Annotated in this window: 18 protein-coding genes; 15 read left to right on the top strand and 3 right to left on the bottom strand. The window is 62.9% G+C overall.

Translation table 11 applies throughout. The features are described 5' to 3' along the window. The first annotated feature begins 145 nt into the window (after window positions 1-145). The 10 genes from hisD (at window position 146) to hisF (ending at window position 7,838) form a co-directional block, all read left to right on the top strand. Complete coding sequence (gene hisD, locus AC1DVN_RS20195; RefSeq protein WP_020908000.1) at window positions 146-1,468, top strand: histidinol dehydrogenase; 1,323 nt, start codon at window positions 146-148, stop codon at window positions 1,466-1,468. After that, window positions 1,465-2,607, top strand: coding sequence for a histidinol-phosphate transaminase (locus AC1DVN_RS20190; RefSeq protein ID WP_019748776.1), 1,143 nt, complete (start codon window positions 1,465-1,467; stop codon window positions 2,605-2,607). The genes hisD and AC1DVN_RS20190 overlap by 4 nt, the downstream gene beginning before the upstream one ends. Next, window positions 2,604-3,218, top strand: coding sequence for an imidazoleglycerol-phosphate dehydratase HisB (gene hisB, locus AC1DVN_RS20185; protein WP_003942383.1), 615 nt, complete (start codon window positions 2,604-2,606; stop codon window positions 3,216-3,218). Before AC1DVN_RS20190 ends, hisB begins: the two co-directional genes overlap by 4 nt. After that, complete coding sequence (locus AC1DVN_RS20180; protein WP_007732248.1) at window positions 3,215-3,364, top strand: hypothetical protein; 150 nt, start codon at window positions 3,215-3,217, stop codon at window positions 3,362-3,364. Before hisB ends, AC1DVN_RS20180 begins: the two co-directional genes overlap by 4 nt. Window positions 3,365-3,456: 92 nt before the next feature. After that, entirely contained in the window at window positions 3,457-4,578 is a 1,122-nt protein-coding gene (locus tag AC1DVN_RS20175; protein WP_024487482.1) for an MFS transporter, read from the top strand. A 9-nt stretch (window positions 4,579-4,587) separates the two neighbouring features. Next, on the top strand, window positions 4,588-5,223 hold the full coding sequence (gene hisH / locus AC1DVN_RS20170) for an imidazole glycerol phosphate synthase subunit HisH (protein WP_003942389.1): 636 nt from the start codon (window positions 4,588-4,590) through the stop codon (window positions 5,221-5,223). Continuing rightward, the gene (locus AC1DVN_RS20165; protein ID WP_019748773.1) at window positions 5,220-5,471 is read left to right on the top strand and encodes a hypothetical protein; all 252 of its coding nucleotides are present in this window, start codon (window positions 5,220-5,222) and stop codon (window positions 5,469-5,471) included. Before hisH ends, AC1DVN_RS20165 begins: the two co-directional genes overlap by 4 nt. 19 nt (window positions 5,472-5,490) lie before the next feature. Then, a complete protein-coding gene (gene priA / locus AC1DVN_RS20160; protein ID WP_003942371.1) occupies window positions 5,491-6,225 on the top strand; it encodes a bifunctional 1-(5-phosphoribosyl)-5-((5-phosphoribosylamino)methylideneamino)imidazole-4-carboxamide isomerase/phosphoribosylanthranilate isomerase PriA in 735 nt (244 codons plus the stop codon). A gap of 9 nt (window positions 6,226-6,234) precedes the next feature. Next, window positions 6,235-7,068, top strand: a complete 834-nt coding sequence (locus AC1DVN_RS20155) for an inositol monophosphatase family protein (protein ID WP_021333657.1) — start codon at window positions 6,235-6,237, stop codon at window positions 7,066-7,068. Beyond that, window positions 7,065-7,838: an imidazole glycerol phosphate synthase subunit HisF gene (gene hisF / locus AC1DVN_RS20150; RefSeq protein ID WP_003942380.1), complete on the top strand. Its 774-nt coding sequence runs from the start codon at window positions 7,065-7,067 to the stop codon at window positions 7,836-7,838. The genes AC1DVN_RS20155 and hisF overlap by 4 nt, the downstream gene beginning before the upstream one ends. Here hisF and AC1DVN_RS20145 read toward each other — a convergent pair. Beyond that, window positions 7,835-8,452 carry a TetR/AcrR family transcriptional regulator gene (locus AC1DVN_RS20145; RefSeq protein WP_477994167.1) on the bottom strand — a complete coding sequence of 206 codons (618 nt, stop codon included), beginning with the start codon at window positions 8,450-8,452 and terminating at the stop codon, window positions 7,835-7,837. The two genes, hisF and AC1DVN_RS20145, sit on opposite strands and share 4 nt — an antisense overlap. Before the next feature lie 118 nt (window positions 8,453-8,570). Here AC1DVN_RS20145 and AC1DVN_RS20140 point away from each other — a divergent pair, with 118 nt between their 5' ends. Continuing rightward, window positions 8,571-10,052, top strand: a complete 1,482-nt coding sequence (locus tag AC1DVN_RS20140) for a flavin-containing monooxygenase (RefSeq protein WP_020907997.1) — start codon at window positions 8,571-8,573, stop codon at window positions 10,050-10,052. Between the two features lie 21 nt (window positions 10,053-10,073). Here AC1DVN_RS20140 and AC1DVN_RS20135 read toward each other — a convergent pair whose 3' ends face one another. Continuing rightward, entirely contained in the window at window positions 10,074-10,595 is a 522-nt protein-coding gene (locus AC1DVN_RS20135) for a universal stress protein (protein WP_020907996.1), read from the bottom strand. A 101-nt stretch (window positions 10,596-10,696) separates the two neighbouring features. Here AC1DVN_RS20135 and hisI point away from each other — a divergent pair, with 101 nt between their 5' ends. The 4 genes from hisI (at window position 10,697) to AC1DVN_RS20115 (ending at window position 12,458) form a co-directional block, all read left to right on the top strand. Next, entirely contained in the window at window positions 10,697-11,044 is a 348-nt protein-coding gene (gene hisI / locus AC1DVN_RS20130; protein ID WP_003942390.1) for a phosphoribosyl-AMP cyclohydrolase, read from the top strand. A 6-nt stretch (window positions 11,045-11,050) separates the two neighbouring features. Then, entirely contained in the window at window positions 11,051-11,344 is a 294-nt protein-coding gene (locus tag AC1DVN_RS20125; RefSeq protein ID WP_019748768.1) for a DUF1905 domain-containing protein, read from the top strand. A gap of 24 nt (window positions 11,345-11,368) precedes the next feature. Next, a complete protein-coding gene (locus tag AC1DVN_RS20120; RefSeq protein WP_477994158.1) occupies window positions 11,369-11,998 on the top strand; it encodes an SRPBCC family protein in 630 nt (209 codons plus the stop codon). A gap of 73 nt (window positions 11,999-12,071) precedes the next feature. After that, window positions 12,072-12,458, top strand: coding sequence for a DUF2784 domain-containing protein (locus AC1DVN_RS20115; protein WP_020907994.1), 387 nt, complete (start codon window positions 12,072-12,074; stop codon window positions 12,456-12,458). A 60-nt stretch (window positions 12,459-12,518) separates the two neighbouring features. Here AC1DVN_RS20115 and AC1DVN_RS20110 read toward each other — a convergent pair whose 3' ends face one another. Next, window positions 12,519-12,944 (bottom strand): nitroreductase/quinone reductase family protein, encoded by a 426-nt coding sequence (locus AC1DVN_RS20110; protein ID WP_029255500.1) that lies wholly within the window; start codon window positions 12,942-12,944, stop codon window positions 12,519-12,521. Window positions 12,945-13,026: the final 82 nt, after the last annotated feature.

Here is a 13,026-nt window from a genome sequence, read left to right as displayed (position 1 = left end):
AGGTGGACCGGTGAAAAATGGGGTGCGCCTATCCTGGATAATTGACATCAGTTCTGTGTTTCAGGCGCATTGTTTCGGCCTGTAATGCCGGACCGGTTTGCTGCCGCTTGCACAGGCACCCCGTTTGCGTACGAGAGGAACTCTCATGCTTGCCCGCACCGACCTGCGTGGTCGTACCCCATCCACGGCCGAACTTCGCGCCGCGCTTCCCCGAGGTGGAGTGGATGTGGACGCGGTGCTGCATCAGGTTCGCCCGATGGTCGAAGCTGTTCGTGATCGCGGGGCAGAAGCCGCCCTCGAGTTCGGCGAGAAGTTCGACGGCGTTCGTCCGGCTTCGGTTCGTGTACCCGCAGCCGAGCTCGAGCGCGCACTTCGTGAACTCGACCCCGCAGTCAAGGAAGCCCTCGAGGTTGCGATCGAGCGCACCCGCAAGGTGCACGCCGATCAGCGTCGCAAGGACACCGTCACCGAGGTCGTTCCGGGTGGCACGGTCACCGAGCGTTGGGTGCCGGTCGAGCGCGTCGGGCTGTACGTACCCGGCGGCAATGCCGTGTACCCGTCGAGCGTTGTCATGAACGTCGTGCCGGCTCAGACGGCCGGCGTCGGGTCGCTTGTTGTCGCCTCGCCGCCCCAAGCCGACTTCGGCGGATTGCCGCACCCGACCATTCTTGCCGCCGCAGCCATGCTCGGCGTCGACGAGGTGTGGGCCGTCGGCGGCGGGCAGGGCGTCGCCCTCCTTACCTACGGCGGAACCGACACCGATGGAACCGAGCTTGTCCCGGTCGACCTCATCACCGGTCCCGGCAACATCTACGTCACTGCGGCCAAGCGTCTGTGCCGCGGACTGGTCGGCATCGACGCAGAAGCCGGTCCCACCGAGATCGCGATCCTCGCCGACCACACCGCTGACCCGGTCCACGTTGCCGCCGACCTCATCAGTCAGGCCGAGCACGACGTGATGGCCGCCAGCGTTCTTGTCACGACCAGCGTCGAATTGGCCGACGCCGTCGACAAGGCTCTGGCTGCGCAGCTCGAGATCACCAAGCACCGCGAACGCGTCACCACGGCACTGACCGGCAGCCAGTCGGGCACGGTACTGGTTTCTGATGTTTCCGCTGGTCTGCGCGTCGTCAACGCTTATGCGGCCGAGCACCTCGAGATTCAGACCGAGGACGCAACCGGTGTCGCAGCTCAGGTCACCAGCGCTGGTGCCGTGTTCGTCGGCCCATGGGCGCCGGTCAGCCTCGGCGACTACTGCGCCGGCTCCAACCACGTTCTGCCGACGGCCGGGTGTGCACGTCACTCCTCCGGTCTGAGCGTGCAGACCTTCTTGCGTGGGATCCACGTGATCGACTACTCCGAGTCGGCTCTGAAAGACGTTGCCGGACACGTCATCACGCTCGCCAATGCGGAGGACCTGCCCGCTCACGGCGAGGCTGTGCGTCTACGATTCGAGGCTCTGCGATGAGTAGTGCTCCTGGAGAATCGATTACGGTCGACGCCCTTCCGATTCGCGAGAACCTGCGTGGAAAGTCGGCATACGGCGCACCGCAATTGACGGTGCCGGTTCAGCTCAACACGAACGAGAACCCGCATCCGCCGACGCAGGCGCTCATCGACGATGTCGCCGAATCCGTGCGCGAAGCCGCGAAGGAACTGCACCGCTACCCCGACCGTGACGCTGTCGCGTTGCGGACGGATCTGGCGGCGTACCTGTCGAAGCAGACGGGTGTACCGGTCACCGTCGACAATCTGTGGGCGGCAAACGGATCGAACGAGATTCTGCAGCAGCTGTTGCAGGCATTCGCAGGTCCGGGACGTAGCGCGATGGGTTTTGTTCCCTCGTATTCGATGCACCCGATCATCGCCGACGGTACCGATACCGAGTGGGTCGAGGTCTTCCGTCGGGACGACTTCGCACTCGACGTGGATGCTGCCGTCACAGTGATCGAGGAACGTCGACCGGACGTCGTGTTCGTGACCAGTCCCAACAACCCGACCGGACACAGCGTCGGTATTGCGGAACTACGACGCATCCTCGACGTGGCGCCGGGCATCGTGATCGTCGACGAGGCGTACGCGGAGTTCTCCGCTGCCCCCAGCGCGATGACGCTGATCGACGAGTTCCCGGCCAAGCTGGTTGTGACCCGCACCATGAGCAAGGCTTTCGCGTTTGCCGGTGGCCGACTCGGCTATCTCGCCGCCGCTCCCGCGTTCATCGACGCACTGTTGTTGGTGCGCTTGCCCTATCACCTCTCGGTGGTCACGCAAGCGGCGGCACGTGCCGCCCTGCGTCACGCCGACGAGACCCTCGGCAGTGTCCACGCCTTGTCCGCCGAGCGTGATCGGGTGTCGAAGGCACTGGCGGACACCGGTTTCCGAGTGATTCCCAGTGACGCGAACTTCATCTTGTTCGGTCAGTTCACCGACAGCGCACAGGCGTGGAAGGAATACCTCGACCGCGGGGTTCTCATCCGCGACATCGGCATCCCCGGATATCTGCGGGCCACCGTGGGACTCGAAGCCGAGAACGACGCGTTCATCAAGGCCAGTGACGAAATCGCAGGCACCCAGTTGGTCGACACGAATTCAGGAGAGACGGCATGAGCGATCGCATCGCGCGGATCGAACGAACAACTCGGGAATCAAGCATCGTCGTCGAACTGAATCTGGACGGGACCGGCATCGTCGACGTCTCCACCGGCGTTCCGTTCTTCGACCACATGCTCAATGCCTTGGGTACGCACGCCAGCTTCGATCTCGACGTCAAGGCGAAGGGTGACGTCGAGATCGACGCCCACCACACCGTCGAGGACACCGCGATCGTTTTCGGCCAGGCGCTCGGCCAGGCACTCGGCGACAAGAAGGGCATCCGTCGTTTCGGCGACGCTTTCATCCCGATGGACGAAACGTTGGCGCACGCGTCGGTCGATGTCTCCGGTCGCCCTTACTGCGTGCACACCGGTGAGCCCGACTACATGGTGCATTCCGTCATCGGCGGGTACCCGGGTGTTCCGTATCACGCGGTGATCAACCGCCACGTGTTCGAGTCGATCGCATTGAATGCACGTATCGCACTGCACGTTCGGGTTCTGTACGGCCGCGATCAGCATCACATCACCGAAGCCGAGTACAAGGCCGTTGCGCGCGCTCTGCGTGAGGCGGTCGAGCCGGATCCGCGCGTGAGTGGCGTGCCGTCGACGAAGGGAACACTGTGAGCGTCCTCTTCACCTACCTGCTGTTCATCGGCGCGGGTATTGCCGTGGGCGGTGCCTACTCGATGTTCAAGGTCAACAAGCTTGCGTCGGGAATCCTTCTGGCGTTGGCGGTTCTGGCGGCGGTAGCGGGCGCACTGCGTCTGTGACGCGAAAAGTGACTGCGTCTGTGACGCGAAAAGTGACTGTGTCTGAGACGCAAGATCCTGCTCCATCGCCGGGGTTGCTTCGCACTCCGGGCATGATCGGTGTCCTGATCATGGCGGCGGCAGCTTTCGGTGGCTGGTCGTTGCTGTTGCCGGTGGTGCCGTTGCTGGTTGCGCATTCCGGCGGATCGGATGCGCTCGCCGGATCGGTGACCGGTGTCTTCATGGCGGCCACGGTCGTGACGCAACTGCTCGTGCCTCGGTTGTTGCGGACGCAGGGCTACCGGCGCGTGCTGGCGGTCGGATGTCTGCTCCTCGGTCCACCGTCGTTGGTGCTGTTGATCTCGGCCGACGCCGGCCCCGTCCTGGCGGTTTCCGCGGTGCGAGGAATCGGTTTCGGCATGCTGACTGTTGCCGGCAGTGCGCTCGTGGCGGAGTTGGCGCCCAAACGAATTCTGGGCCGTGCCACCGGCGCTCAGGGAATCGCGATCGCAGCGTCACAAATGGCGGGGCTTCCGCTGGGGCTTGCGATCATGGAACGGTGGTCGGCAACACCGGTGTTCGTTCTCGGTGCGCTGATCCCGGCACTCGCGCTGGTGGCCATTGCCGGGTTGCCGAAGATCTTCGCCCAGCCCACCGGCGAATCCGCCCGGTTGAGTGTGTTCGTCGTCTTGGTCCCGGTGCTCGCTCTGGCGTGTGTATCCGCGTCGTTCGGCGGGCTGTCGTCTCTACTGCCGATCGCAATCTCGGAGCGCGCGGCCGTTGCAGGTGTGGTGTTGGCGACCGCCAGTGGATCGATGTTGATCGGCCGGTACTCGGCGGGCCTGATCGCCGATCGTCTCGGCAGTGGTCGGACACTCGCGCCGGCATTGGCGTCGTCGACCATCGGATTGGTGCTGTTCGCGATCAACGTCGACGGCGGGTCGACGCCGGTCTTGTTCTGCGCGGCGGTCCTTTTCGGGCTCGGGTTCGGGGCGGTGCAGAACGAATCCTTGGTCATGGCGTTTCAGGCTGCCGGCCCGAGGCAACTCGGATCCGCCAGCGCGATCTGGAACATCGGCTACGACGCCGGCACCGGAATCGGTGCACTGGCGTTGGGATTCGTGGCCACGACTGCCGGCTATGCGTGGGTCTTCGCGGTCTCTGCGGTCGTTGTCGCTCTGCTCCCGGCACTGGCCGCGGGCGGCAAAGTGATCGGCAGCAGGGTTGCCCGATAGAGTTGGGGCATGAGCGCTTCCACGATTGCTGTACTCGATTACGGCTCCGGCAACCTGCATTCGGCTACTCGCGCACTGGCGCGCACCGGGGCGCAGGTGGAGGTGACCAACGATATGAAGGTTGCATTAGCGGCGGACGGTCTGGTGGTGCCCGGCGTCGGTGCGTTCGCGGCCTGCATGGAAGGTCTGCGCGCAGTCCAGGGTGACCGAATCATCGGTAGACGCTTGGCCGGTGGCCGACCGGTGCTGGGTATCTGCGTCGGCATGCAGATTCTGTTCGACCGCGGAGTTGAATTCGGTGTCGAGGCGGAGGGCTGCGGCGAATGGCCTGGCACCGTCGAGAGGCTGCAAGCAGAGGTTTTGCCGCACATGGGCTGGAACACCGTGGAGGCTCCGGAGTCGAGCACGCTGTTCAAGGGTATCGACGCCGACACCCGCTTCTACTTCGTTCACTCGTACGGTGTGCAGAGTTGGGAACTCGCGCCGTCCGAGCACATCGCACCTCCGAAGCTGACGTGGGCAGATCACGGCGGAAAGTTCCTCGCTGCCGTCGAGAACGGTGCGTTGTCGGCAACGCAGTTCCACCCCGAGAAATCCGGCGACGCAGGCGCCGAGTTGCTGAGCAACTGGGTGCAGAGTTTGTGACCGGGAGTTCCGGCCCGAACCGTGGCGACGACTTTTCCCTCGCTCGTCTGGCGTTGTTCTCGCTCGGCGCCGCTGTGGCTGCGTTGGCGGTCGCCACCGTCGTCATCGTCGTGCTCAAACCCTCGCCGGGTGTCGGTCTCGCGATCGGTCTCGTGGGGGTCGTTGCTGCGATCGCGGCAATGGGCGTCGTATCCAAGCGGATGACCCGAAAAGCGTTCGGTGACCCGGAAGACGGTTCGAGGTCCTGACCTACTAGGGTTACCGCACGTGAGCCTGGTCCTTTTGCCTGCTGTAGATGTTGTCAACGGTGAAGCTGTTCGCCTCGTGCAAGGAGAGGCGGGAAGTGAGACCGGTTACGGGTCGCCCCGCGACGCTGCTCTTGCGTGGCAGAACGACGGTGCCGAATGGGTGCATCTTGTCGACCTCGACGCCGCTTTCGGGCGTGGGTCCAACAGTGAACTGCTGGCAGGCGTCATCGGCGACCTGACGGTCAAGGTGGAACTCTCCGGAGGAATCCGCGACGACGCTTCCCTGGAAGCTGCACTGGCCACCGGCTGTGCCCGCGTCAATCTCGGAACCGCCGCTATCGAAGATCCCGAGTGGTGTGCCCGTGCATTGGCCAAGTACGGCGACAAGATCGCCGTCGGACTCGACGTTCGTCTGGTCGACGGCCAGTACCGCACCCGTGGGCGCGGCTGGGTCACCGACGGCGGCGATCTGTGGGAGACCCTGGCCCGTCTCGATCGCGACGGCTGCACCCGTTACGTCGTCACCGACGTCTCCAAAGACGGCACACTCACCGGTCCCAACCTCGAACTTCTCAGTCAGGTCTGCGCTGTCACCGACGCTCACGTCGTCGCCTCCGGTGGTGTGTCGACCATCGAGGATCTGCTCGCCATTTCCAGCCTGGTTGATCAGGGTGTCGAGGGCGCGATCGTGGGCAAGGCGCTGTATGCCGGTCGCTTCACTCTCCCCGAAGCGCTGGCAGCAGTTTCCGGATAGATTTTCCAGATGACTCCGACGCGTGACCTCGACGAACTTCTCGCGATTGCGGGTCGGCTTCTCGATGGCGTCCACGATCAGTTCGTCGCCGGTGTCGGCGCCCCGAGTGCGGTCCGCAAGGGCTGGGGTGATTTTGCCACCGAGGTCGATCTTGCGCTCGAGAAGCGGTTGACCGCGGAGTTGTTCGAGCAGACCGGCATCGAGGTGCACGGCGAGGAATTCGGCGGCCCAGACGTCGGTTCGGGGCTCGTCTGGGTTCTCGACCCCGTCGACGGTACTTTCAACTATTCGGCCGGATTGCCTACTGCCGGAACACTGTTGGCGCTTCTCGACGATGGTGTCCCGGTGCTCGGATTGACCTGGCTTCCGTTGATCGGTCACACGTACGCCACTCGTGCCGGCGGTCCGTTGTTGGTCAACGGAATCGCCGTACCGCCGCTGGAGCCAACCGATCTGGCGTCGTCGATCGTCGGATTGGGTGCCCTCAACGTCAACAGTCGCGGCCGGATCCCCGGCAGTTTCCGTCTCGACCTCCTCGCCGAGATCAGCAAAGTGTCCTCGCGGATCCGGATACACGGCTCCACCGGAGTCGATCTCGCTTTCACGGCGGCCGGCATCCTGGGCGGAGCGATCGTCTACGGCCGCAACGCGTGGGACAACGCGGCCGGGGTCGCTCTCGTTCGCGGTGCGGGTGGGGTGGTCACCGATCTGGCCGGCAACCCGTGGACCGTAGAATCGGAGTCGGTGCTCGCTGCCGCCCCGGGCATCCACGGTGAGATTCTCGATATCCTCAACGCGCTCGGTGATCCGCGCGCTTCGTCCTCAGGAGGACCACAGTCATGACCCTCGCAGTTCGTGTGATTCCGTGCCTCGACGTCGACGCCGGACGAGTGGTCAAGGGTGTCAACTTCGAGAATCTTCGCGACGCCGGAGATCCGGTGGAACTCGCGGCAGCGTACGACGCTCAGGGCGCCGACGAACTGACCTTCCTGGACGTCACCGCCTCCACGTCGGATCGTGGCACGATGCTCGACGTCGTAAGTCGTACTGCCGAGCAGGTTTTCATTCCTCTGACCGTCGGCGGTGGAGTGCGCACGGTCGCGGACGTCGATCGTCTGCTGCGTGCCGGTGCCGACAAGGTCAGCGTCAATACCGCGGCGATTGCGCGCCCGGAACTGCTCAAGGAACTGAGTGAGCGTTTCGGCTCGCAGTGCATCGTCCTCTCGGTCGACGCCCGCACCGTTCCCCAGGGGCAGCCGGACACACCGTCGGGGTGGGAGGTCACCACGCACGGGGGCAAGCGCGGCACGGGCATCGACGCTGTCGAGTGGGCCGAGCGTGGTGCCGAGTTGGGAGTGGGGGAGATCCTGCTCAACTCCATGGACGCCGACGGCACCAAAGCGGGCTTCGACCTTCTGATGATCCGCGCTGTCCGGGCAGCAGTCCACGTACCGGTGATCGCCAGTGGCGGTGCCGGCCTGGTCGAGCACTTTGCCCCGGCAGTCGAAGCGGGCGCAGACGCAGTTCTCGCAGCGAGTGTCTTCCACTTCGGCGATCTGAGCATCCCGGAGGTCAAGGATGCGATGCGTGCCGAGGGAATCGTCGTTCGCTAGGCGTTCTCGGCGCGGATTCCGTCGAACATGAGGCGGCTGATGGCTTGGTTCAGCGTGGTGCAGTCGACGGACGAATCGGCTCGCAATCCTTGAATCGCACTTGCCAGCATCATGCCGTTGACGGCCTGCGCAGTGTTGTCGACGTCGAGGTCGGCGCGTAGATAGCCGCATTCGACTCCGTGATGCAGGTACGCCGCGGTCAACGATGCCGACTGGTCGAGTAGATCGAGCATCCGGCCAGTGAGATCGGCGTCGACGCCTGTCGTCTCGAAGAGCAGAACCCGCGGAATGCGCGGGTCGTCGAAGAAGATGCGGGGGAGCGCTTCGGCGATGCGACCGACCTGGGCGCGGTACTCGTCCAACGTATTTGCTGCGTCAGGGGCATTTTCGACGGCGAGTGCGCTGATGATCTTTGCGATCAGATCGTCGATGACGTGGTCGATGATGTCGCGCTTGTTCTCGAAGTATCGGTAGAACGTGCCGTGACCGATTCCGAGAGTTGTTGCGATATCGGCAATTCCGGTCGCGTGGTAGCCGCGTTCCGCGAAGCACTCGAATGATGCGTCGATGATCTCGCGGCGCAATTCCGCTCTTTTTCGTTCCGCTCGGGTCATGGCCTTCGTCACGTCTGGAATGATACCGTTCTCAATAACGGAATGACGTGTCAGTTTCTGATGTGCAGTTCACGGGTGCGTGGTTCATGGGTGTGCAGTTCATGAGAGGGATTCTCCGATGGCAGTGCAGTACGACGCAGTAGTGGTGGGGGCGGGCTTCGGCGGAATGGGTGCGGCCATTCAACTCAAGCGGATGGGCCTGGACAACCTGGCGATCCTCGAGCGTGAGGACGATCTGGGTGGAACCTGGCACGTCAACCGCTATCCCGGTTTGGCTGTCGACATCGCGTCGGTCACCTACTCGTATTCGTTCGAGCCCAATCCGAACTGGTCCAGGCTCTTCGCACCGGGTGCCGAACTCAAGAAGTACGCCGATCATGTCGCGGACAAGTACGACCTGCGGAAGCACATGACGTTCGGTGCCGTGGTCAACGGAGCCCGCTGGGACGAAGATTCCTCGCACTGGGTCGTATCCGTGGAGGGGGCACCGGACATCACTGCCAAGTACCTCCTGACTGCGACGGGTTTCCTCTCGCAGCCTCATCGACCGGACATCTCCGGTATCGACGAATTTGCGGGCAAGATCATCCACACCACCGCCTGGGACGATTCCTACGACTTGTCGGGCACCAAGACTGCAATCATCGGAACCGGCGCCACCGCCGTGCAGTTGATCCCCGAGGTGGCGCGGCAGGCCGCAGAGTTGACCGTCTACCAACGCACCCCGATCTGGGTCGTTCCCAAGATCGACGTCCCCATTCCGAGCGCAGTGCAGAAGCTGTTCTCGCGCATTCCGCTCACCCAGCGAATCGCCCGCGCTGTCAGTTCGTCGATACTCGAAATGATCATGGTCAGCGCGGTCCTGCATTACAAGCAGGTCAAACTGTTGAACAAGGGCGCTGCAGCCGCATCACGAGCGTTTCTGCGGTCGCAGGTCCGTGACGCGCATCTCCGCAAGCAACTCACACCGGACTACGACTTCGGGTGCAAGCGACCCACGTTCTCGAACAGCTATTTCCGTACCTTCACCAAAGACAACGTGCACCTCGAAACCACGTCGATCGACCACATTGCTGCCGACGGAATCGTCACGGCCGACGGCCGCAAGACCGAGATCGACACGCTGGTGCTGGCAACGGGATTCAACCTCTGGGATGTGAACTTTCCGGCCATCGAGGTTATCGGCCGTGAGGGCCGAAACCTCGGTAAGTGGTGGCGCGACAACCGTTTCCAGGCCTATGAGGGGGTCGCGGTTCCCTACTTCCCCAATTTCCTCACGCTCGCCAGTCCGTACTCGTACAGCGGGTTGTCCTACTTCACGACTATCGAATCCCAGATGCAGCACATGGATCGACTGTTCGGCGAGGTGAAGCGGCGTGGCGCGGAGACGTTCGAGGTCACCGAAACCGCCAACGCCGAGTTCCTGGACCGGATGACGGCGAACCTGGCGGACTCCGTCTTCTACGGCGGCAGTTGCCAGACTTCGCGGAGCTACTACTTCAATCAGCACGGGGAGGCGGCGATCCTGCGGCCCACGTCTACACGCAATGCGTTTGTCGAAGCGAAACGCTTTCCGCTCGAGGATTATTCGATCAGCTAGGCGGGCATGCCCCGTGTTCGGCTATCTCGCCGATCTGACTCCGCTCGGAACCGATATCACGGGATAGCGGTTCTGCCGGTTCAGTCGGGAAGAGACCGAGCTGTGTATCAGTTGGCTCACCGCGGAGGCAGCGCCTTTTCGCGGTGAGCCGATCACGATGGTGAAGGCGTCGTACTTGTCCGCGGTCGCGAGGATGACACCGGCCGGGTCGCCGTAGGTGCAGTCGTATGTCCAGGTGTCCGTGTGCGAGGCAAGTGTCGAGGTTGTCTGTTCGCGTTGCGACACCATCTCGTCGTGCAGACGCGTTTCGAACTGTGGTGAGTCGGTTTCGACAGGCAAGTCCTCGGACGTGATGCAGTGAACGACGTGGAGTGCTGAATCCTCCTTGGCGGCAAGCGTCAATCCGTAGCTGACGACATTCTTGCCGCTCAGGCCTGTGCCGATCCCGACAACGATGTGGCGGGTCGGGACGCGATCGGTGCTCGCGTTCACGAGGTGGCAGGTGTACTCCGGGTGTGGGCCGTCATGACGTTGATGGTTCATGTCGGATCCTCTTCCAGAGCGAGAAGCGAAGAAACTTCCATTCTACGGCGACCAAGCAGGGGAATTCCACGGAAGTCACAGGTGGAAGGTATAAACGTCATATGAGTCTTGATCCCGCAATCGCGGCGAAGCTGAAGCGAAACGACGCCGGACTGTTCAGCGCGGTTGCGCAGGAGAAGTCGACCGGTGATGTGCTGATGGTCGCGTGGATGGACGACGAAGCGCTCGCGCGAACACTGGAAACCCGTAAGGGGACGTACTATTCGCGCTCGCGCCAGCAGTACTGGGTCAAGGGTGAGACGTCGGGGCACACCCAGTACGTCCACGAAGTGCGACTCGACTGTGACGGCGATTCGGTCTTGCTGATCGTCGATCAGGAGGGCGCCGCGTGCCACACCGGCACTCACACCTGTTTCGACACCGACGTCCTACTCGCTGCGGAACAGTGACACGAGATGGCCGCTGACAAGACTCCACAACCGCTCGATTACGCCTTCACCGCTCCCATCGAGAAAGACGGGGCGTTTGCGACATTTCTGACGGTGCCTGGTTCGGCGGAACTTCTGGGAACCAGGCGCGCTGTGAAGGTGGTCGGGACTCTCGATGGTGAACATCCCTTCGAGGCGACGCTGATGCCGTCCGGTGACGGTCCACACTGGCTTCCGCTGCGCGTGGCGCTCTGCAAGGCGATCGGCAAGAGTGCCGCTGGAGAAGAAGTATCGGTACATCTACAGCAGCGACTGAGCTGAAGTTTTCCCGAACCAAGGAGCGTCGTGGTCGACAGAGCGGTTGATTCGTTGCAGGTGGTAGCGCGAGAGCTGAGCCCGTTCGGCGGTGACGAGTCGAAAACACGCACGTTGCGCATGTCGCGGACCCTCGCGGCGCCCATCGGCACGGTCTGGGCGGCGATCACCGCCGAGTTCGACCGCATTCCCCAATGGTTCATGCCGGTCGGGGGAGAAGCCAGGATCGGCGGCCACTATCAGCTCGAGGGCAACGCCGGCGGCGAAATTTTGGCGTGCGATGCTCCTCGAACACTTCGCATCACCTGGGAATACGGCGGCGATGTGAGCTACGTGACCGTGAATCTCGCCGAAAAAGGCAGTGGTGCAACGCTGTTCGACTTCGAACACGCCGCGGACGTCGAGCCGGATCGGTGGGGCGAGTACGGTCCAGGTGCCGTCGGTGTCGGGTGGGACATGGGACTGCTCGGGCTGGCTCGACACGTGGAACTGGGGATCGCGACGCCACTCGAGACACCCGAGTGGTCGGCGAGCGACGAGGCCAAGGCATTCATCGCGGGAAGCAGTGAACTGTGGGCCGAAGCTGCGATCGCATCGGGCGACGACCCGGATGCGGCTGCAGCCGCCGCTGCTCGCACGACCGCTGCATACACCGGGTAGATCACCTCTACGAGGACTAACATCGGATTAGTCTGGTTGTTGCGGGACTTCCGCGCCACGAGCGGAGACGACGATGGTGTATCGGCTCATCGAAGTAGTGACGGTGTTCGTCCACTTCGCGTTTGTCCTCTATGTGGTGCTGGGTGGGTTCGTGGCGTGGAAGTGGCGTCGTACCATCGGTTTCCACCTTCTTGCAGTCGTCTGGGGAGCCGGTTCGATAGCGGTCGGATATGACTGCCCGCTGACCAATCTCGAGAACTGGGCCCGCCGAATGGCCGGTATCGCGGAGTTGCCGTCCACCGGATTCATCTCGCACTACATCACCGGCGTGTTCTATCCGGCGAGTATCGAAGGCCTGGTACAGGCGCTCGCGGCGACAGTGGTTGTCGGATCCTGGGTCGGATACGTGCTGCTCGGACGGCATTCGAAGGCTGAGGTCAAAGCGTCTTCAGTGTCGTGATTCCGTACAAACGATCCCTGCCGTTTCCGGATGGAAACGGCGGGGAGGCGCGATCAGGATTTACGCGCGAGTCAGTGCCACCACCGGAATTGTGCGGATCCCAGCTGTCTTCTCCGCGTATTCGGCAAATCCCGGGTATCGACTGGCCTGCTCGTCGTAGATGCGGTCACGCTTCTCGCCGGTTACTTCGCTGACGGAGACCGGGTATGTTTCGGTGCCGATCTCGACCTCTGCCTGGTCGGTGGCAACGAGGTTGTAGTACCAGTCGGGATTGGTCGGGGCACCGGCCTTGGATGCAAAAACGTAGATGGTCTTCGGATCCTGCTCGTCTGCCAGATACATCATGGGACTCACGAAATCGCGTCCGGATTTGCGTCCTGTGTGGTGGACCAACACCATGGGCGCACCTTCGAAGGGGCCACCTACCTTGCCCTCGTTCTCCCGAAACTCCGCAATGATTCCTGCGTTCCAATCGTCGGTACTCATCGTTGTCTCCCGGTCTGCGAGTGGCGAAGGGCTCTGCCGCCAAGCTTTGCACAACTGGTGAATCGACGAGAGGTCATCTTCG

The organism is Rhodococcus sp. P4_E4 (assembly GCF_056401575.1).
This window is presented reverse-complemented; position numbering and strand designations above follow the sequence as displayed.

Excerpts from the sequence above, each read along its gene's own strand:
- AC1DVN_RS20115 (WP_020907994.1), top strand. The coding sequence starts at position 12,072 with ATGGTGTATCGGCTCATCGAAGTAGTGACGGTGTTCGTCCACTTCGCG.
- AC1DVN_RS20110 (WP_029255500.1), bottom strand. The coding sequence starts at position 12,944 with ATGAGTACCGACGATTGGAACGCAGGAATCATTGCGGAGTTTCGGGAG.
- hisB (WP_003942383.1), top strand. The coding sequence starts at position 2,604 with ATGAGCGATCGCATCGCGCGGATCGAACGAACAACTCGGGAATCAAGC.
- AC1DVN_RS20175 (WP_024487482.1), top strand. The coding sequence starts at position 3,457 with ATGATCGGTGTCCTGATCATGGCGGCGGCAGCTTTCGGTGGCTGGTCG.
- AC1DVN_RS20190 (WP_019748776.1), top strand. The coding sequence starts at position 1,465 with ATGAGTAGTGCTCCTGGAGAATCGATTACGGTCGACGCCCTTCCGATT.
- AC1DVN_RS20155 (WP_021333657.1), top strand. The coding sequence starts at position 6,235 with ATGACTCCGACGCGTGACCTCGACGAACTTCTCGCGATTGCGGGTCGG.
- hisD (WP_020908000.1), top strand. The coding sequence starts at position 146 with ATGCTTGCCCGCACCGACCTGCGTGGTCGTACCCCATCCACGGCCGAA.
- hisF (WP_003942380.1), top strand. The coding sequence starts at position 7,065 with ATGACCCTCGCAGTTCGTGTGATTCCGTGCCTCGACGTCGACGCCGGA.
- AC1DVN_RS20140 (WP_020907997.1), top strand. The coding sequence starts at position 8,571 with ATGGCAGTGCAGTACGACGCAGTAGTGGTGGGGGCGGGCTTCGGCGGA.
- hisH (WP_003942389.1), top strand. The coding sequence starts at position 4,588 with ATGAGCGCTTCCACGATTGCTGTACTCGATTACGGCTCCGGCAACCTG.
- AC1DVN_RS20135 (WP_020907996.1), bottom strand. The coding sequence starts at position 10,595 with ATGAACCATCAACGTCATGACGGCCCACACCCGGAGTACACCTGCCAC.
- AC1DVN_RS20145 (WP_477994167.1), bottom strand. The coding sequence starts at position 8,452 with ATGACCCGAGCGGAACGAAAAAGAGCGGAATTGCGCCGCGAGATCATC.
- hisI (WP_003942390.1), top strand. The coding sequence starts at position 10,697 with ATGAGTCTTGATCCCGCAATCGCGGCGAAGCTGAAGCGAAACGACGCC.
- AC1DVN_RS20125 (WP_019748768.1), top strand. The coding sequence starts at position 11,051 with ATGGCCGCTGACAAGACTCCACAACCGCTCGATTACGCCTTCACCGCT.